General features: G+C 35.2%; 17 protein-coding genes. 8 read left to right on the forward strand and 9 right to left on the reverse strand.

All coding sequences use genetic code 11. From position 1 onward, the window contains the following. The first annotated feature begins 144 nt into the window (after positions 1 to 144). From METBO_RS13085 to METBO_RS08905, 5 genes are all read left to right on the forward strand, one after another. On the forward strand, positions 145 to 1,134 hold the full coding sequence (locus METBO_RS13085; protein ID WP_013645370.1) for a transglutaminase domain-containing protein: 990 nt from the start codon (positions 145 to 147) through the stop codon (positions 1,132 to 1,134). A gap of 23 nt (positions 1,135 to 1,157) precedes the next feature. Then, positions 1,158 to 1,535, forward strand: coding sequence for a PepSY domain-containing protein (locus METBO_RS13090; protein WP_013645371.1), 378 nt, complete (start codon positions 1,158 to 1,160; stop codon positions 1,533 to 1,535). A gap of 169 nt (positions 1,536 to 1,704) precedes the next feature. Beyond that, positions 1,705 to 3,945, forward strand: coding sequence for a NosD domain-containing protein (locus METBO_RS08895; protein WP_013645372.1), 2,241 nt, complete (start codon positions 1,705 to 1,707; stop codon positions 3,943 to 3,945). Between the two features lie 277 nt (positions 3,946 to 4,222). Continuing rightward, positions 4,223 to 5,347, forward strand: coding sequence for an ABC transporter permease (locus tag METBO_RS08900; protein ID WP_265101208.1), 1,125 nt, complete (start codon positions 4,223 to 4,225; stop codon positions 5,345 to 5,347). After that, positions 5,340 to 6,011, forward strand: coding sequence for an ABC transporter ATP-binding protein (locus METBO_RS08905; RefSeq protein ID WP_013645374.1), 672 nt, complete (start codon positions 5,340 to 5,342; stop codon positions 6,009 to 6,011). Before METBO_RS08900 ends, METBO_RS08905 begins: the two co-directional genes overlap by 8 nt. A gap of 359 nt (positions 6,012 to 6,370) precedes the next feature. On the opposite strand, the gene METBO_RS08910 is transcribed toward METBO_RS08905, so the two are convergent. The 3 genes from METBO_RS08910 to METBO_RS13680 form a co-directional block, all read right to left on the reverse strand. Next, positions 6,371 to 7,399: a TolB family protein gene (locus tag METBO_RS08910; protein ID WP_013645375.1), complete on the reverse strand. Its 1,029-nt coding sequence runs from the start codon at positions 7,397 to 7,399 to the stop codon at positions 6,371 to 6,373. A 212-nt stretch (positions 7,400 to 7,611) separates the two neighbouring features. Then, the gene (locus METBO_RS08915) at positions 7,612 to 8,025 is read right to left on the reverse strand and encodes a hypothetical protein (RefSeq protein ID WP_144017555.1); all 414 of its coding nucleotides are present in this window, start codon (positions 8,023 to 8,025) and stop codon (positions 7,612 to 7,614) included. A gap of 285 nt (positions 8,026 to 8,310) precedes the next feature. Continuing rightward, positions 8,311 to 8,571: a hypothetical protein gene (locus tag METBO_RS13680; protein WP_158304906.1), complete on the reverse strand. Its 261-nt coding sequence runs from the start codon at positions 8,569 to 8,571 to the stop codon at positions 8,311 to 8,313. A gap of 7 nt (positions 8,572 to 8,578) precedes the next feature. Here METBO_RS13680 and METBO_RS13100 point away from each other — a divergent pair, with 7 nt between their 5' ends. Then, positions 8,579 to 9,679 (forward strand): BPL-N domain-containing protein, encoded by a 1,101-nt coding sequence (locus tag METBO_RS13100; RefSeq protein WP_052296793.1) that lies wholly within the window; start codon positions 8,579 to 8,581, stop codon positions 9,677 to 9,679. Between the two features lie 258 nt (positions 9,680 to 9,937). Beyond that, the gene (locus METBO_RS13105) at positions 9,938 to 11,446 is read left to right on the forward strand and encodes a CARDB domain-containing protein (protein WP_013645378.1); all 1,509 of its coding nucleotides are present in this window, start codon (positions 9,938 to 9,940) and stop codon (positions 11,444 to 11,446) included. A 635-nt stretch (positions 11,447 to 12,081) separates the two neighbouring features. Here the strand turns inward: METBO_RS13105 and METBO_RS13110 are convergent. Together METBO_RS13110 and tfe are read right to left on the reverse strand one after the other, a co-directional pair. Next, complete coding sequence (locus METBO_RS13110; RefSeq protein ID WP_052296794.1) at positions 12,082 to 13,299, reverse strand: transglutaminase domain-containing protein; 1,218 nt, start codon at positions 13,297 to 13,299, stop codon at positions 12,082 to 12,084. Positions 13,300 to 14,086: 787 nt separating this feature from the next. Next, on the reverse strand, positions 14,087 to 14,581 hold the full coding sequence (gene tfe, locus METBO_RS08935) for a transcription factor E (protein ID WP_013645381.1): 495 nt from the start codon (positions 14,579 to 14,581) through the stop codon (positions 14,087 to 14,089). Positions 14,582 to 15,036: 455 nt separating this feature from the next. On the opposite strand from tfe, the gene METBO_RS13115 reads away from it, so the two are divergent. After that, a complete protein-coding gene (locus METBO_RS13115) occupies positions 15,037 to 16,203 on the forward strand; it encodes a CARDB domain-containing protein (protein ID WP_013645382.1) in 1,167 nt (388 codons plus the stop codon). 29 nt (positions 16,204 to 16,232) lie between these two features. Here the strand turns inward: METBO_RS13115 and METBO_RS08945 are convergent, their stop codons facing one another. From METBO_RS08945 to METBO_RS08960, 4 genes are all read right to left on the reverse strand, one after another. Next, entirely contained in the window at positions 16,233 to 16,859 is a 627-nt protein-coding gene (locus METBO_RS08945) for a hypothetical protein (protein WP_013645383.1), read from the reverse strand. 108 nt (positions 16,860 to 16,967) lie between these two features. Next, positions 16,968 to 18,809: a DUF2207 domain-containing protein gene (locus METBO_RS08950; protein ID WP_013645384.1), complete on the reverse strand. Its 1,842-nt coding sequence runs from the start codon at positions 18,807 to 18,809 to the stop codon at positions 16,968 to 16,970. An 8-nt stretch (positions 18,810 to 18,817) separates the two neighbouring features. Next, positions 18,818 to 19,369 (reverse strand): LemA family protein, encoded by a 552-nt coding sequence (locus METBO_RS08955; protein WP_013645385.1) that lies wholly within the window; start codon positions 19,367 to 19,369, stop codon positions 18,818 to 18,820. 331 nt (positions 19,370 to 19,700) lie between these two features. Further along, complete coding sequence (locus METBO_RS08960) at positions 19,701 to 19,880, reverse strand: hypothetical protein (protein WP_013645386.1); 180 nt, start codon at positions 19,878 to 19,880, stop codon at positions 19,701 to 19,703. Between the last annotated feature and the right edge of the window lie 152 nt (positions 19,881 to 20,032).

Raw genomic sequence — 20,032 nt, forward strand, 5'->3', positions numbered from 1 at the left:
TAACAAAGTTTATATACCTTAAATTTATAACTAAACCCTGTATTCAAAACCTCTGATATTATTTTTTTTGAGGATTTTGAACACGGAGGCGGTATAATTAAGCGAAAAATATTGTATTCTGCCCTATTACTATTTGCTTTAGTTTTGGTAGTAAATGTAAATACTACAACTGCAGCATCTGTAAATCAAACAAATGGGAGCAGTTCAGTTTATAAAGTTGGAAACAACAACACAGTATCCAATATAACATTAACTGACACTTCTAAATCAACAACCCCCATTTCTAAGGTTACAGTTAACTCAACAAACAAATCTAAAATAAACAGTACCATGGCGGCAGGAGAACCTGTGAAAGTTAATGGATTAACATTAACACAGATGAAAGATGGAATCTCTAGAGCCGAAGCATTTTACAAGAAAAACGGCAGATTACCCAACTACCTATCATTCGGAACCAGAAACATATCAATAACAACATTCCAAAAAAACATAGCAACACAGGGACTTAAAATCAACACAACAACAACTACAAAGATAAATGGATTGACAATTGCACAGATCAAAGATGGAATCTCTAGAGCCGAAGCATTTTACAAGAAAAACGGCAGATTACCCAACTACCTATCATTCGGAACCAGAAACATATCAATAACAACATTCCAAAAGAACGTTTCAACAGCGGGACTCAAGATCAACACAAGCGGCTCAGGCAACAAGATAGATACCAGTTCAGTATCTGCATTGGCAGCATCTCTCAAAAAAGGTTCATCATCCCAGTACCAAACTGCAGTTAATATATTCAACTGGGTCAGAGACCATATTAGCTACTCATTTTATTACAACAGTAAGTATGGAGCATCTGGAACATTGAAAAATAGAATTGGAAACTGCTGTGATACTGCAAACCTTATGGTGGCCTTGGCAAGAGCTGCAGGAATTCAAGCCAGATACTTACATGGAACCTGCAAATTTTCAAGTGGTACATGGTACGGACATGTATGGGCCCAGTTATATGTGAATGGTAAATGGCTCAATGCAGACGGTACAAGCTACAAAAACTCATTGGGAGTTGTTAAAAATTGGAACACAGCTACCTACACATTACATGGCATATACCAAACACTGCCATTTTAATGTAAACAGGAGATGAAATTTCTATGAAAAAAGCAATAGCTGTGACTTTGGTGGTTGTGGTGGCAATTATAGGGGTGGCAATGGCCTTAAATAGCACTGCAAATTCCAAGAATTCCACAAACAACTCAACGAGTTCAGATACAGCAAAAAATGTTGATGTTGGAAATACAAGTACCAACAACAACCAGAGTGTAGATAACATGATATCTTCATCAGAAGCTCAGAAAAAAGCAAGTGAATACATCAATCAGACTGGTGCATATGCCGGCACACCAAAACTCGTTAATCAAGACGGAACAATGGTTTATATTGTGCCTGTAATTTACAATGGACAAACAGCAGGTGAAATTGATATAGATGCACAAACAGGTCGTAACTTAGGAGGAGCTGGAGGAATATAATTTCCATCTTCTAAGTTTTTAATTTTTTTTTAATAAACTCTTATTTTCAAATTAACTTTTTGTTTTCAAATGATTGTAGACCATTCTCACTCCCTTTCACAAAAAAATCATTTTAGTATTAATGTATGTGATTACAACGATAAGTCCATTTAAAAACTGGGGGTTGCAAATGAAAAGAAGACTCATGGGGTTCAAGAGTCAATACCTGATTTTATTGGGAATAATTTTCATGGTGGTGGTGATGTTCAACATTGGTAATTCAAGCGCAGCCAACACCACCAACTTAACAGGTCATCATAATGGAATGGTTAAAGTGTCCAGCTCTAATTATTTTGACCCAACCAACAATCGTACCAAAGAAAGGTTCAAATCGATTGATGATGCAGTAAACTCTGAAAATACCATAAAAGGGGACACAATAATTGTTGGAGCAGGAAACTACATAGAAAATGTTAATATCAACAAAAAAATCAGTATAGTGGCATTTACCAACACCAACATAACTGCAAAGAACCCTGACCTTCCAATATTCACAATTTCCAAAAATGGAAGTGGAACAGTTATCAAAGGGTTTAATTTCGTTTCAGATGACCCCCTAGTAAGTAACGCTATTTTATTAAATTTTGCCAACGGATGTACCTTGTCAGAAAACAACTTCATTGACGTACCAGGAATTTCCATAAAAATCCAAAATTCCCAAAACAACACAGTATCGTACAGCAGTTTCAAGGATGGAATGGACGGAGTAGACATTACAAACTCCAAAAATATTATAATTAAGGGGAACAGTTTCAGCCAGTTGCTTCAATCAATTTTCATAAGCAGATCATCTTACATCCAAATCTCCAACAACAACATCACAAACGGCCGTGGATCAGACTACATTGTGCTTGACAACTGTTCCAAATCAATTATAGAGCACAACAATTTAAAAACAGCAATAAACAATCCGACGGCTGTAAACTTAATTCACACACTTAATTCAGAAAACAACGTGATTTCATACAACTACATGAAAACCCTCAGTACCATGAGTGGTATGGAACTTCAAAATTCAAATTCTAACCAAGTGCTGGGAAACAAAATAACAGGACCCGGAACAACTGGTTGTGGAATTCAGCTGGTGGAATCTGACAACAACCTGATAAAAAATAATGTTGTGGCTACCTTGTTTACAGGTGTGAGATTGATTTCATCATTAAATAATTCTGTAATGAACAACACCATATCAAAAATGGGTGAAGATGGAATAAGTCTGTTCAATTGTTTTGGAACAGAAGATCTGAAAAACTTGGTAGGTTACAACAATATTTCAAGCTGTTTAAATGGTGTTCAACTGGAACTTTCATTCAACAATTCCTTATTCAACAACACAATCTCAAATAGCGTTAACAACAACATCTACTCATTGAACTCTGAATGTAACACATTCTACCAGAATACTCTTATAAATGCACCCACAGGAATATTTTTTAAAAATTCTGATAACTGTACAGTAGTATCAAACTTTATCACAAGCAACATTCCAGATTCATGTGGAGTACTGCTTGAAAACAGCAATTCAGCAGCTTCTAGCGCTGTTAAAACTGTGAGTGCATCGAAACACATTATTGTGGGTTCCATTCAAGTTACGACCCTTCCAGATATTGATGTTAACTTCAACAGAATAATTTGTCCTGTTGGAATTAAAAATGGAAACTCCATGGTAACTGTAAATGCAGGCCAGAATTGGTGGGGTTCAAACCACCCAACCTTCACCCAACTTGTTTCAGGAAAGGTGAAATATCCAAACTGGATCTACATGACAATCACAACAAAAACACAGCGAACAATTCTAGGTTCCAAATTAACTGTTAAAACCAGCTTTAACAATTTATACGATGGTAGAACCCTTAAATCATTCGATAAAAAACTTGGTTACATCCCAAACGGTACAATAAACTTTTTTGTAACCAACCTTGGCAAGTTTGAAGGAAACTACGTAAAAACAGAATCTGCAAATGGAGAGGTAGTTGCAATTTACAGTGCAACAAAATTGGGAAAAGCCACCTTAACATCCACAACAGACAATCAAACCCTAAAGAGTACATTAATAATAGAACCTGTTTTAAAGGTTTTAAATTTAAACACCATAACACAGCGAAGCTCACAAAACTATAACCTAATAGAGCTGTATTTAAACAAAGCAATCTATAATTACAACAGCACCTGGATCGAACTCAAACAAGTTTCAAAACCTAACCAACTAATAAGCTTCAAAACCCGTAGGGACAGTACCCACATTTACCTAGCTCCAAAAACTGCACTTAAAAAGGGAGTGACTTACAAATTGATAGTTCACTCCAACAGCATCAAAGACGACACTGGAAACGGACTTTCAACTGCCTACATAAAAACTTTTAAGCTGTAGACACATCCAACTCCTTTTTTTCGAATAATTTATTAAAAAGATTTTTTTTCTACCAAAATATGCACCCCTATTTTTTTAACCAACTGATTATCACCTTGTATTCTCATGAAAATTTCAACACATTAGCGAACCAAATTTGGGAATAATTTGGGTGTAACTAGGAAGAATCTTGTGTAGAATGTTGGTATAATTACATAAATACAGTTATTAAACAAAAATTATGAAATTTAGGAATCTAATCTTAAAAAACATATTTAGAAACAAGTCAAGGAGTTTGTTGGCCATTATTGGCATTGCCATTGGAGTTGCTGCAGTAGTGGGGCTTGGAATGGTCACTGACAACCTTTCTAAATCTACAGAAAATGCTTTAACAGCAGGTGCGGGTGATTTTTCAGTTATTGCTGCAACCGGACCAAATAATGGAGGGGGACCTCCCGGTGGTATGGGTGGTGATCAAGTCATTAACCAAACCAAGGTGACTGAGATAAGTAAGATAACGGGTGTAGGAAGTGCTGTGGGAGTGCTTAGAACATCGGTGGATCTAAGCAACAGCACCAACACAACTACAAATTCAACGTCCGGACCATCAAATTTCAGATCAATGACTTCCATCATAGGAATTGACAGCAGTTCAATAAGCATGGACGATATCGTTGTAACCAACGGCACAGTTTACTCAAACAACAACGAAGTCATAATAGGTAAAACAGCAGCACAGGAAATGAACAAAACTGTGGGTGACAACATCAGCATATCAAACAATACCTTTAAAATCACAGGTATCTACGAAACAGGTAACTTCATGGATGATAGGGGAATTGTGATGTCATTAGACAGCCTCCAAAGTTTAACCAATAAAACTGGAGAAGTATCGCTCATCATTGTAAAGGCAAATAACGGCACAGATGCAACGAGTCTTGCAACCAAAATCCAAAATAACTACCCCAACGAGTTAACAACCTCAACATCACTATCAGGAATGGATAGGATGAACAATGGTCTAGATGTGATAAATTCAGGTTCCTGGGCAGTATCACTACTTGCAATGCTGGTGGGTGGAATAATTGTAATTATAACCATGCTCAAAGCTGTTGCTGAAAGAACCAGAGAAATTGGAGTTTTAAGAGCTGTGGGATGGACACAAAAAAGGATAATTGCCATGATAATGGGAGAATCCATTGTACTGTCATTTATAGCTATTTTTGTCGGTCTGGTAATTGGAGTTGGAATAGTAGAACTTCTGAGCACAACCAATATTTTAAGGGGAATAATGCCGGCATTTTCAATATTCCTCTTCTTAAAGGGAATAGGAGTAGCTTTACTACTTGGAATCCTTGGAGGTATTTATCCAGCATACAGAGCAAGCAGATTATCACCTACAGAGGCGTTGCGTTATGAATGATAACACCATAATCAAAATAAAAAATCTGAAAAAAGAATATGAAGACGGTTCAATCATCGCTTTAAACAATGTTGATCTCGAAATTGAAAGGGGGGAATCAGTATCCATCATAGGCCCCTCTGGATCTGGAAAATCAACGTTGCTAAATATGATAGGTGGACTTGACAAGGCAAATGAAGGTCAAATCAGTGTAGCAGGAGTAAATCTTATGGATAACAGTGATCTGAGCAACTTCAGATCGAATGAAATTGGATTTGTGTTCCAGCTGCACAACCTGATTCCAAATTTAACTGTCCTTGAAAATGTACAAATACCCCTCCTAGGAACAGACATCGATGATAAGAAGATGGAAGAAAGGGCTTTAAAACTTTTAAAGTCAGTTAACCTGGAAAATAAAGTAGATCAAAAACCAACAAAATTATCTGGTGGAGAAAGACAGCGTGTTGCAATTGCAAGGGCACTCGTCAACCATCCATCAATAATTTTGGCAGACGAACCTACAGGAGCTCTTGATTCTGAAACACAAGAAGTGATACTGAAACTTCTCCTAGACATTCATAAAAAAGAGAATGTAACCCTAATAATGGTTACACACGAACCATATGTAGCTAAACAGGCGGATAGAAGCATATATGTGTTAGATGGAAAAATTAAACCAACTTAAAACCTTAAAATTAGGTAATGGAACTGAAAATTTAATTTTTCACAGTTCCTATTTTTCCTAAAAATTTAGTTTTATTTAAATTAATTTTCCTAAAAATAGGAGTTAAAGATCCCAATAAGTGGTAATGAAATTATAAAATTGTAGAAAACATCATTTCAAATTTTTTAGAAAAAAATTTAGAGGAATCATATATACTCGATAAGTTAAAGTGAATCATTTGTTCTTAAATGATATTAACTATTGAAACCTGTTTTTAGAGAAATAGTATGACTTATTCTTAAATAGATCCTTTAAATTCCTTAATTGATTAAAAAAACAAAATAAAAGGATTAAAAAAATAGGGTTTAATCCAGTATGTTTTAAGCAACCCTACCCTTGTAACCTGTTGAAAGATTTTTCATGTAGAGAACTGTGTGACCATCTGATTTGTACTCTGTCCAGACAATTCTAACCCCTGAAATTGCTGCATTATCCACTGGATTCTGAGTAACTGGAACTACAGGTGCCAAGTATCCTGTTGCTAAATTTTTAAGGTATATCACTGAACTTTGTCCCTGAATTTGGGTCCATATAATTCTTTGATCACTCACTGCAACATTGTATTGAAGATTTGATGAAGGGTTAACCTTGCTGATCGTGCCTGAAGAAAGGTTTTTCATGTAAATTACACCAACGTTGCCTGATATTTGCACCCAAACAACCCTTGAACCACTTATAACTGGATTTAGTTGGTCCTGGGTAGATGATGATAATTGTCCATAGAATCCAGTTGAAAAATTCTTTTCATAAACAACTGCATGTGTTGATGATGCGACTACTTGACTCCAAACAACTCTTGATCCGCTAATGGAAGGTCTTGATACTACTTGAGAATTCTTTGAAACCTTTCCATATTTACCTGTTGAAAAGTTTTTGTAGTATACCGAAAAATTTCCTGAAGTGTCATTTTGAACCCACACCACAGTTTTACCAGATATTGATGGGGCGTACTGACTGAATGTGGAATTCATTACTCCTGTACAGTATCCTGTGGCCATATTTTTATAGTAAATTGAAAAAATTCCCTTTGTCTTATTTTGAGACCACACTACACAGGTTCCAGAAATTGCAGGTGAGAACTGGTTGTAGTTTGAATTAAAAACCTTTCCAGTGTAACCTGTTACAACATTTTTGTAGTAAATTGATGAATGACCCGATGAATCAGTTTGCTGCCAAACAACTCTTGATCCATCTATGGCAGCATAATCCTGATCGTAGGCAGAACTACCCACTGTACATGTTTTAGTAGGTACTGTATGATTGGTCTTTAATGTGGCTGCTGAAGCAGCTCCACACAAGACAAAAGCAAAAATTAAAGTTATTATAACCATACCCAATTTATTATACATATTTTTAACCCCTAACAATTGCAATTAATTTATCCAAATATTATTCCCATATCTTTGAAATCCAACTACTTATTCATAACAACCTCGAATTATGAATTAATATATTAATAATTATTATTTAATTCATATAAAGTATTAGGGTTTTTGTTCAGGCAAATCTTAGCACATCCCACAGAAATGCTGACCTACTAACATGAATCATACTTCAGCTTTTATAAAAGAGGGTTAATTGAGTTGTTCAATGGTTTAAAAGCTTCTCTAAACTTATTTAAAAGTAAATATGCTTTTTCAAGTTTGGAACTGTCCTTGGACTGGTATTTTATGATTGTTAAGATATATTCATAAAATGCTGCTGCTGCTTCTTGTAGAAGAATGATAGAGGTAAGAATTTTGGACTTGGTATCATAACAGTCCGAAGGAGGGTTTAATCTCTCGTACCCTGCAAATATTGATTCAATATCCTTCATAATCGCCATTATTCTTTCATAAGATTCTTTTTCATTGATTTTACCAGATCGTTCCAAATCAATGAGCTCACTTATGTTAAGCACGTGAATACCCTGAGCATCTAAACATTCCTTAGTCCGTTTTAAAAATTGTCTTTTTGTCATTCCCAACATAGTCACTTGAACATCTCCATAGAAACCTAAACACAATCCCAATAAACATCCCTGAATTAATATTAGTATTTAATTAGTAAGTTTAAAGTATTTTTTTTGATTAGTGTTACAAATATTAAACATTGTAACACAATTACTGGTTTTATTTCATCTATTTGTAATCAAAACCTTTAAAAAAACTGGAAAAGATAAACTAAGATCAGTATTTTTTTAAGATTTTCAACTTAAATTAAAATTATTAAAACTATTATAGGTCAATGCACATTGGACCGAATATGAGTTTAAGCATTTTCATTGCATCAAATGGAGGGAGTTATTTATTAAAAAATATTTATTCAGTTTACTGTTAATATTGGGATTGACAGTAAGTTTGAGTGTTTTGAGTGCTTCAGCAGCAAATGTAAATTTGAATTCTAACAGTTCAAGCATTAACACACTTTCATCCAATAATATTTCGCATACAGTTTCAACAAGTAAAACAACTACTTCAACAAGTAAAACAACTGTTTCAACAAGTAAAACAACTGTTTCAACAACCAAAGTCAAAACCATTAGGGTTTTGATATACAGTGGAACAGGAGCCATTAATAGCTGTGTTTCAGGGGTTATAAATGGATTACACTACTCCAACAACAAGAATCTTGTGCCTGGTTACAAGTTCAGCTGTGGAACAACACGTACCATCAGTTCAAAAACCTTGTCAGGTTACAACGTGCTTGTTATGCCTGGAGGTACCAGTGGTTTGAACTACATTAAAAATGTGGATGGTAATGCCATAAAAAAATTTGTTTCAAGCGGCCATGGATATGTTGGTATCTGTGCAGGTGCCTATTCAGGATCCAAGTATGTTAAGGGCCTTTATTATGGTTGGGGACTGGCACCCCATGTGTACTGTAACCATATCAGTCATGAAGGAAACCTTCTTGTAAAAACAAGCACCGCCATAAGTTCATTGCTTGGACCAAGCAAAACCCTAACACTTGCACACTACAACGGCCCTGCAATGTACACTCGTGGAGGTAACACAGTCACATTTGCATACTACGCAGACAACAAAACAGGTTACAAGGGACAAAAAGCCATAGTTGGAGATTATTATGGTAGTGGGAGGACTGTTTTAAGCGGGCCTCATCCAGAATTACAACCAACCAACTCAAGTTTACTTGCTAAAATGGTTTTATGGGCTGCTCATGTGAATAAGGTCCAACAAATTTTTGCTGTTTCATCTGTAAACCCTTCAAATGGTGCTGTTTATGTTGCAGCCAACAAGCAGATAACTGTAAAATACACTGAATCAGTGAAATTAGCCAACAGTAACATCAAATTACAAACCAGCACAGGAACATCTGTACCCATCACAACATCTGTCTCAGGAAACACCCTAACCATATCACATCCACTGCTTTCAACCGGTGTTAAATACATCTTTACAGTAGCAAGTGGAACTGTAGTTTCATCCTCTGGAAAAACTTTAAACAGTTATTCCAGCAGTTTCACAGTGAGTCCACTCACAATCGCCCAAATGAAAGATGGTATAAACAGAGTTCATGCATTTCAATCCAAAAATAACAGACTTCCAAACTACGTAAGCTTCGGAACTAAACAGATCCCAATAGCAACATTCAAAGAGATCATAGCAGCCTATGGATTGAAACTATAAAATTCATCCTATTCCATTTTTTTAAAAATCGAAACAACATTTTCTAGAACTAATGTTCAAGATTCAAAGTCTAATATTGAAATGAATCGTTGAAAAACATGAAAATGCAATTTAAGTGGGCTCAAAGTTGGTGTTATGTTACACCATATTTCTAGTGACTACAATCACAGACCCAGTGTTGATCCTTAAATAAATGTGAAAACAGTTTGAATACATTACCAATACTTGAAGTATCATAAAACCAACGGATGTAATATTTTGAATTCTAAAAACTGGCTTAAAAGTGCCCTCATCACAATGTTATCACTTTCGTTTGTCCTTTGTTTTGTGCCCTTTTCATCGGCACACATACTCATCATCGGAGATTCTCACAGTGATATTCCAGATGCTTACTCTGAAACTAAAAGCGTTGCGAGTCTTCTTAAATCTAAAGGATATCAAGTTTATGAAGTTTACAGAAATAATGCTACCACCAAAAATATTCTGAAGGGAATGTACGGTGCAGATGCCATCATATATGCAGGTCATGGTGGTTACAAATCAGAAAACTACGATTCAAATGGTGGAAGTGCAAGTGCACCATTTGCCCTCGTGGGTTCAAACGATTTTATCTGGGGAATTGGAAATAAAATGAGGGAAGGTTGGAATGGCAAACTGTTCAGTGCTCCAATCAAAAATAACATACCGGTTTTGATACTTCAATCCTGTTTTTCAACGGGTTGGGTTGATAACAAAGAAGTTGCAAACCCCACAGCAACTGTTTACAACTTTGCAAGAATGTTCACAGGAACTGGTGCAAATTACTATGCAACATCATGGATAGGGGCAGATTTTGTTAAAGACCTTATAAATGGGGCTAAAAACTTTAAAGAAGCCAATAAATTAAACTACGATCCAATAACCAAAAGTACGGTTTATAAAAACACCACTATTTGGAGAAACAACCATGGTTATTCCGCATTCATTGGAAACTGGTTAGGAACCTTTCCCAAAGCCAATAAAACCACAAAATACAACGATGCTGCTGCAGAAGCTTGGTACAACAGTGATCGATCAAAAAATCCATTTCAACCAGATTTAACTGTTACCAACGTGATCAATCCTAAAGTTGGATTAATTGGCCACACCTTCAGCACCACAGCCGTGATAAAAAATATTGCAAACGCATCCTCAAGCGGTTTTTATGTGAGTTTCTACTTGAAACACGACCCAAACAACAAACTCGTTTACCTGGGTAAGTCATTCGTCTCCAGTCTAGCTGGAAACTCGATTAGGTACGTGAAAAAAACCGTGACACTACCTTCAAAAATATCATCAGGTAACTACTACATAGCTGCTTACGTAGATTCTGATGAAACCAATGCTGAATCCAATGAAAACAACAATTACAAAAAAAGTAGCTATAAAACACAGATCACCCATCCATTCAAAGACCTCCTGAGTTCCAACTTGAATGCAACCATACTAAACAAAAAATTACTAGTTTCAAACACAGTTAAGAACAGAGGGAACACTAAAACAGACAGTTTTTATGTTAATTATTACCTTAAAAAGAATGGACAAACAGGGTTGGGTACCTACGTGGGCCATAAATATTTTGATGGTTTAAGTTCAGGTAAGAGCGTATCCCACAACATTCAGTTTACATTGAAAAAATCCTACAGTAGTGACTACAAAATTGTATCCTACATTGATCCACAAATAAAAATCAAGGAATCCAACAGAACCAACAACATACAAATAAGTTCTATTAAGTTATCTCACTAGGTTTCAGTTGTAACGAGTGAACCCCATACTAAAAATTTTCACTCAAATCAAAAATTCTAATTTTTTTTTTAAGATTCAAATTTTAAGATCCATACATAATTGGACACCTCCATCTACATCTGCTCCATCGTAATGTTGATTAACGATCTCATCATCAATTAAACAGAAGAACCCATTAATATTTCTCAATTAGTACAATTGAAGCATTAGTTTTCTAAGTTATCTGTCCTGTTTAAACCAAAGAATTTTAGGTTTTAGACTTAGCTATATTGGAAATATTAGAAAAATTTCTAATTTATCAAATGCATGCTACTCCAGCAGACATTCCGGGTTTATATCCTTAGATCATAACTTAAAAACAACTTAACTTACTAAGATCATAAGTTAATAAATTCATAACATCCTAACTTCATAAATTAATAAGTGAATAAATGATAATCTCATAACTTATTAAGTGATGTTGAAATCTTGAATAAAAAAAGTTCGATTTTGGCAGACTAGAAATGATTAGATCCTACGTTAAACTAGTAATAATAATATGCATATTATTATTCATCCATAACCTTCGTCTTAGTTACAGTTTTCAGAAAATAATAAATTAAAAATAAAAAAAATTGAAGTTGGAATCCATTTAATTAAAATGGAAGTTCCCTGTATTTACCATGTACAGTAGCTGTGTTGGTGTTCCAGTTATTTACTACTCCAAAAGAGTTCCTGTAACTTGTTCCATCTGCTTTGTACCATACACCATTCACATATACCAATGCAATCACATGTCCATACCAGGTTCCACTAGAGAACTGAGCAGTCACATGTTCGTACTGAGCAGCAAATCCTGCAGCTCTTTCGAGTGCAACAACTAGATGTGCTGTGTCAACACAGTTTGCTGTTCTTGCACTTAGTGTACCAAGAGCACCCTTCTGGGTGTTGTAGTAGAAAGAGTAGGATATATGATCCCTTACCCAATTGTATATGGCAGTTGCCCTCTGCATCGGGGTGTTTAGTCCCTTGGTTATGGAAGCTGCCAAAGTTTTTATCTGGGAATTATCTGACTGGCAATTGGCTGTAGGTAGCAAATAGCTTTTCAGACTTGTTGGAACTACATTTTCCACGTAACCACTTGAAGAACCATTTGTACTGGTGCCTGTGCTAGGTTTTACTGTAGACTTAGCCAATGGCACAATAGCCACGAATTTTGGTAATCTAGTGTTGGTACCGTAGAAACTGACAACCTTAGAAAACGAGAAAATAGCAGATTCGTAACGGATCTTTCCAAGTGAACTACTTATTGTGGAAGGAGCCATTCTATTTTTCAATATATAGTTGTAGACAGAAGATGCCTCGGACAAATATTGATTTTTGGTTAAATTTCCTGCTTTCACTGTTTCAGTGTTGTTTACTGTAGGAGCTTTAACAGTTATTAATGTAGAACTAGTTTTAGTACCGCTATTAATCTTTACTATTGCTTGTGAAAGGTAGTAAAGCATCTGCGGCATGGTAATTTTCACACCAGAAATTGTAACGTAGCTTGGCAATCGTTTGTTGGTGTTGATGAAATTTTTTACACTGGTAGAAGCAGCCACTATGTTTTTAAAACTCAGTGAAGTTGTTTTCGTAGATGAAACAGTTTTCACCGTGCCTGCTGCTGCGTAATTTTTTGTTGTAGTGTTTTTTGTTGTTGAAACCTGACTCTTGTTAGTGGTAGTTGTGTTACTAGTTTTAGTAGTGGTGTTTTGGATGTAGTTGTTTGTCACAGATGGACTGGTTTTCTGATCTGTATTGGTTTGACTTGTTGCTGCAGCTGAAATTGCATCCACATTTAATGGGATAGCAATTGTCAAAAGCAGTAACAAAATGGATATCGATTTTCTATTAATTATACCGCCTCCGGTCATAAAATCAAAGAATATTAGAGATTATATGATCTAACTCATTGTAACTTCAAAATAATATATAAACATTACGATTTAAAATTATAAAAAAAACAATAATTAACTGCTTATTAACCAAATAGAGGATTCTAAGGAGTTAGTCTAATCATATGATTAAAAAGCCTTAATAAATCTTATTTTGCCCAAATAATTCCATAATAAAACTAATTTAAAAAAATAAAACTTAATAATTCGTATTCAGTAAAGTTGTATTATGAGCCCATGCCGTAAAACCTTAAAATCGTTCTTTAAACCAAAAAAAGAAATATTTAACCATTGTTTAACAAAAAAGATGAATAGTAAACTCTATAAACTCAATAAGGCTGAAAAATATGAATATCCGTTTAAAGTGAAAAATTTGATGGGAACAAGTGTATTATGTTTTAAAGTAAGCAACAAATTAGTATCCTTATTTAGAATTGTATCAAAAGTACCAACAAAAAAACTGTTGATCTAAACTTGATTTTTTATTAAAAAACTAATCTCATCAATTTAATTCTTAATACTCTTGAAGCAAAAAATATGGAACACCCCATCACTGAAAAAGTTAGTATAGGATATAAATCTGATGTTCAAAATGAATTTTAAGTACTAATAATGAATTTAAAAAAAGGATTTCAACTTATTCAATAAGAAAGCTGTTATTTAACAATGAAAAAGAATGATGGATCATAATAGATCCTCCATTCATTGATTAACACCTAAAATCCTAGGATTTTTGGTTGGTTTTTAGCATATGTTTAAGCTCTTGTATGATTGTGGAGTTATCCTGATATTCCAGGGTGTTTTGACATTCAGGACATACAAAATTGTTTTCTGAAGCTTCCTCAAACAAGTATCTGTGACCATTGGCCTTGCATATGAAGAACATATTTCCTTCTTCGTATTCCAATGACTTTTCGATGTCCTCAGAGTACTTTTCAAATTTCTTGGATATGATCTCTGATATCTTGTCCTCTTCAAACTTCCAGCTGTAAATGTACCAGTTGGTTTCAGGATCCCTACTTCGCTTATAATTTGCCACACCAGCATCATGGAGTTTGTAAAGTATTTTTCGAACTGTGTTCAAACGAATATCAGTTTCCTCAGCAATTTCCTCATCGAATGTTTTTCCATTGATTATACATTCAATAATAGGTACACTGCTTTCCCCATCGTTGGTGATATCCATTAAAATTTCCTTAACTAAAGGATCTCTAAACATATTAGCTATTCCTCCTTTTCCATAAAATAAACGAAGACTTTAATCCCTTCATTTATCATTGGCCAAATTTTTTTTTTAAGTGGGTAAGAGTAAATTATTTTGGATTAATTTTTTAAACTAAAAGATACAATATTAAATAATATTCAACTCAAATCCAAATTAATGAAATAAATAACTCAACCTCAATTTTATCATGAATCAATTAAAAAATTCATTAAAAATTGAATATATTGCGAAGAAAAAGAACAACAACCCAATTTTATCTATTAATATATTGTATTTACTAGCATATATAGTTTTTCCCATTAATTTTAAGAGTAGTTTGATCAAACTAAAACCAAATCTTACATCTTAAAACTCCCATTATAAACTTAAAAAATACAAACCAATTGTAAAATACTGGGGATTTTTGTGAAATTTATTTTTTTTGGGTAGCATACTTTGGTGAAAATATTATGAAAAAAACTGTAATTATGGCGTTAATTTTGATGGTAACTCCGTTCATTGTGGCAGGTGAAGTTTCTGCAACAGAAATTAACTCTTATTCTAACAATAAAACATTAAAAGCGGACTTAAAAGTTACAAACGTGGTTGTGCATGGTTCACTAGTGAGGGGTTGTAACATAGCTGTTAACAACACCATCACCAACTCTGGCAATGGTTCAGCTGGAGGTTTTTGGGTAAACTACTACCTCAAAACCAATCCAACATCAAACAGCTACCTGATTGGAAAAAGGTACATCAATGGTCTTAAAACTGGTTCATCCAACACCCAAAATACCCTGCTTTACATTCCAACCAACATGCCACTGGGCTCTTATTTACTAATGGCATCTGCAGATGCAAGCAACAGCATTGCTGAATCCAACAAAAGTAACAACAAAGGTTACTCATCCCTCTTAAAAGTCGTGGGTCCAACTTACATAATCTTCGACAAAAATGTAGGAGGAGATGTTCTGAAAAATCCTGAGATAAACAAGTACATTCCAAAGACCAGTTTTGCCAAGACTATTTTCAACTTGGAAAAATCTGGATCTGTGATGCTTAAATTTGGAAATGGAAATGGGCCAAAGGTATTGATATCTGCTGGTATTCATGGAAATGAAACCGAAGCAAACATAGCCATAATGAAATATTTGGAGTACATCAAGGATAAATCCATCAAAGGTACCCTCTATGTTATACCATTCGATATTCCCCTTGACACAGCAAAAAATACCAGATTTTACCATGGCCACGACCCAAACAGGATTGCCAACGTAGCTGGTTCTCCAGGTTGGAACATAATACAATTTGCACACAAAAACAGTATAAATTACCTCCTGGATGTGCACTCCGGAGGAGAAGTAACATCTAAGGGGCTTTTAAATGTTAACACAGGCACCTCCAATTCCCAGGAAGTTAAGTGGGCCAAATACATCACTTCAACATCAGGTTGTGTTAGCAGAGTCCAACCACTAGAAACGGGCATGGTGAGAGCTGAAGCATTTAAATATAATATAAGCACCATAACAATGGAAGTTGAACGAGACACTGCTCCAACAATCGTTTCTGCCTTAACGGAATTTAAAATGATTAAAGCAGCCATGAAATTTTTCAAGTTCCCTGTACCGCTCATCTAAAACTAAAAATACCACTTCATTATTTATTTTTAAAGTTGTATGTTCCATTCACTAAAAATTTCCTTGGTGATGCTGTCCATTTCATCGGAATTCATACGTTTTTTAGTCCAGAACTTCCATTTTGAATGTTGATTTTCGTGCTCAATAATATGAAGTGCTTCGTGTACCACATCAAAAAATATGTTGTTATCATCGATCAGCCCATTGGACAGATTTTCATGGCGTGTTTTCCTCAGAAGGATCAAGTAGTCCTGATCTATGTTGGTGGTGATCAAGTTGTGTAAAAATGAAACATCCTTGTTTGTGGCATCATTTTCAGTTAAAATTTGTAGTGCATTATGAACTGGTTCCAATGTGTTGTACACCTTGTTTACATGTATCAACGATGCCAAAATATCTTCTTCACTCTGATAAAAAAATTCACCGTACTCCTTGGTTACCATGTCCAAGTACATGTTCTTGTACTTGTTAAATCCAAACTGTTTCTCCTGTGTTATTACGTAGTAGAAGCTTCGAACAATATCACATTCGTAGTTAAAAACATCAAATTCCCTGTCAGTCAAGAACATTATCTTGTAGTTCGGCACTTCTACTTGAAATTTATCAAGCACGTACTCTACCATATCGCTGTAAACATCAAAATATAGATCTTCCACTCACAAACCCTCCCCCAATATACTAATGGAGAACCTAGTAATAGATTTGTACATTATTTCAAAAAAACCTTACTATTAAAAAAAAGAATAAAAATATGGAAATTGGTTTTAGAAGGCGTCACCTCCGCCTCCACCACCAAATCCTCCTCCAATGTCACCAACTCCTCCGAAATCTCCACCGTTTGATGAAGATGCCGTTGCTGTGGTCATTCCAGTATCAAATGCCGAGTCCAGAAGCAGGTATCCTCCATAGTAATGGAACATGTAAAGATCGCTTCCGTTTAGGTCATCCTTTGGTACGTTAAGTTCCATGGCTTTTCTAACTGCATCAGCAGCACCAAGAGCAGTTGCATATACAAGGTACTTGTTCCATATCACTATTGATTCTGGAGGGTACTCTTTCATCAAACTGAAGTCTTGGATATACTTCTTGAAGTTATGCCACTTTGCATCGTACTCTTCACCGTAGGTTGTCCACTGACCCCCAACCTTCTGGGGTAGAAGTAAGCTGATTATTGCTACAACCCCTAAAACAATTGACAACAACAATGATAGGTTTGCTGCAGGTATATCGTCCATAATACTGAAGAAGAACACTATGACTGCAACGATAAGTGCTAAAACACCAAAGATTTTCAAATATGAATCTCCCTTCTTGTTGAAGAATTTGTCCAGTTCGTTGTTATTCAATAACGTGTTTCGAAGGTTATCCTTCCAATCGAGGTAGGTGTTTCTAAAGGATCTGGCAGATTCGCGAACACTCAAATTATCTGAAATAGCATCCAACGATATCAAACCATCATCATCCTCGTACTCCGTTAAAAAGTTGATAACATTCTTTTCAAAACTTTTCAACTCAGATGAATCTTTCTGAACGTTGTACCTCAAATACATCGAACCTACAAGACCGTATCCTTCCTTATCCAAAGATTTTTCTTCCAGAGGTTCGTTTTCCATTATCAGATACTTTCTGTTTATGAGGTCCATTATGGTTGCCTTGAAACCATCCATATCTGGTTCTCCGATCTTCTTGGAAAATCCAGGTCCGCATATGGCATTCACCATTGCAGGAGGATCATCTGTTGGAATGTCCCGTTCATACTCTGCCTGATAATCAATCTTGGGTTCCCTACCATATCTGAAGTATATCAACAGAGGTACAAAGAGTGCCAGGAACATGAGAACAGACAGGAAATAGTATAGATTGGTTCTGAAATTCAAAGAATTCTGGTAGTCATTTTGTAGCTGCTGTATCTGAGCTAATCCATTTTGATTGATGATGAGTCCATGTGAAGGGGTGGCAGCAAACTGATCCCTTGGAATAGCCATCCTTATCTCGTAGTACTGGCCAGCGGGAATTGTATCACTCGTGACAGTCAAAGTGTTGCCCTGCCAAGCTGCACTCTTATTGTAGTAGGGAGGATTTAACCAGTATTGAATTCCCTGACTGGAACTTGTGTGTATGTTTGCCACAACCTGACCAATGTCAACTTGCCACTTATTAGGCACCAGCATGTAGTGAAGCTCTGCAATATCGTTGTAAAACTTCATGACATTAAAGAGATCGTAGGAAATTGTAACAGTTACATTCCCTCCATTGATTGGTTGTGTTTTGGCTGCATCAGAATATAAATAAACCTTAATGTCCTTGGTGGAATTCACATCCAGAATTTGAAAACTGTTGTAGGCACCATCTGTGGTTACATTAACATTTGTCAGCTGTTGAGAACCGTTTAGTGGTATGTACCTGTTAATTCCGTGGAATGTTCCATCGAATGTGTAGTGGATCTTCTCCACAACGTGGATTGATCCATCGTTTTGAAGGTAGATATCTTGATTTATGAGTGGAATGGTGTAGCTGTTATCACTCGCAGCAAAGGCTGCTCCGCTGCCAGCCAATATGGACAGTGAAAAAAAAAGAATTATAGAAAGACAAATTTTTTTATCCATTCCATCACCTAAAATTTAACTTCGGGAACAGCTCTTTCGCTTTCAGCCATTTCGAAAAATTCTGCTTCGTTGAATTTGAAAAGTGATGCTAAAATGTTACTTGGGAACATCTGAACCTTATTGTTGTACCTGAGGACTGTGTCGTTGTAAAACTGTCTGGAGTAAGCGATCTTATCTTCAGTTTCTGTTAACTGTGCCTGCAGTTCTCTGAAGTTCTGACTGGCCTTAAGATCTGGATAGTTTTCTGCAACAGCAAACAAGCTTTTTAATGCGCCTGTTAATTGATTGTTTGCTTCGGCACTTTCTTGAACTCCGCTTGCATTCATAAGGCTGGATCTAGCCTTGGTAACGTTTTCAAACACTCCCTTTTCATGGGAAGCATATCCCTTAACAGTTTCAACAAGGTTAGGAATAAGATCTGTTCTTCGTTTCAACTGCACGTCAATCTGTGACCATGCATTTTTTACCCTGTTTCTGAGGTTTACTAAGCCGTTGTAGAGCAATATTACTGCCACAACAATTACAATTAATATGAGTACGATTATTATTTCGATTATCATTTTATCATCTCATTTTTTTAGTATGCAGTGTCATTATATGCGTTTAATTATATGTAATTAATGATCTCCATGTAATAGAAATAATCAAATTAAAAACAAGCTGCTAATTGGGTTAATTATTGGATCGAAGTTTTTGTAAATCATTATCATTCTGTTCATCTTGGCTAAGTAGTTCAATGTTCAATAGAGAAAATTAAAAGGGACAATGAGATTATACTGTAGAATAAGTTTTCAAGATTTAAATCCGAGATTTAGTGCATCATAGTTTTACAGTAGAAATATATCTAGAATGAATGGCTTTGAAAATTAAAAAAAAGGATATAAAAAAATCTTAATAACTCATTGGAGCCATTTCATTTATATTTGAGGTTATTGGAGCTGTGTATCCCATGGATTTGTCTAATATTTCAATTTGTTGTTCCAGGGCAACTACAAACGCCGTATAAAATAGACCAAAACATGGTGAATTGTTTCTTAAATAATTTTGGTATTTGTAGGTGTGTTCTAACATATTTTATCTCTCCTTATTATCATTTAGCTGTTGTATAATTCTGTAAACTTAGTAATCTTGACCAATTAATTTTAGTTAATATTTGTTACTTTAATATTGGTTTTTCTAGAATATAAAGTTTTGCTGCAACAGTAGTTTGTAGAATTATACCA

The organism is Methanobacterium lacus (assembly GCF_000191585.1).
GTDB classification, from domain to species: domain Archaea; phylum Methanobacteriota; class Methanobacteria; order Methanobacteriales; family Methanobacteriaceae; genus Methanobacterium_B; species Methanobacterium_B lacus.

Coding starts and splice junctions, on each gene's coding strand:
- METBO_RS08905 (WP_013645374.1), top strand. CDS start 5,340: ATGAATGATAACACCATAATCAAAATAAAAAATCTGAAAAAAGAATAT.
- METBO_RS08955 (WP_013645385.1), bottom strand. CDS start 19,369: ATGATAATCGAAATAATAATCGTACTCATATTAATTGTAATTGTTGTG.
- METBO_RS08950 (WP_013645384.1), bottom strand. CDS start 18,809: ATGGATAAAAAAATTTGTCTTTCTATAATTCTTTTTTTTTCACTGTCC.
- METBO_RS08910 (WP_013645375.1), bottom strand. CDS start 7,399: ATGTATAATAAATTGGGTATGGTTATAATAACTTTAATTTTTGCTTTT.
- METBO_RS08960 (WP_013645386.1), bottom strand. CDS start 19,880: ATGTTAGAACACACCTACAAATACCAAAATTATTTAAGAAACAATTCA.
- METBO_RS13115 (WP_013645382.1), top strand. CDS start 15,037: ATGAAAAAAACTGTAATTATGGCGTTAATTTTGATGGTAACTCCGTTC.
- METBO_RS13090 (WP_013645371.1), top strand. CDS start 1,158: ATGAAAAAAGCAATAGCTGTGACTTTGGTGGTTGTGGTGGCAATTATA.
- METBO_RS13680 (WP_158304906.1), bottom strand. CDS start 8,571: ATGGTTTTGACTTTGGTTGTTGAAACAGTTGTTTTACTTGTTGAAACA.
- tfe (WP_013645381.1), bottom strand. CDS start 14,581: ATGTTTAGAGATCCTTTAGTTAAGGAAATTTTAATGGATATCACCAAC.
- METBO_RS08895 (WP_013645372.1), top strand. CDS start 1,705: ATGAAAAGAAGACTCATGGGGTTCAAGAGTCAATACCTGATTTTATTG.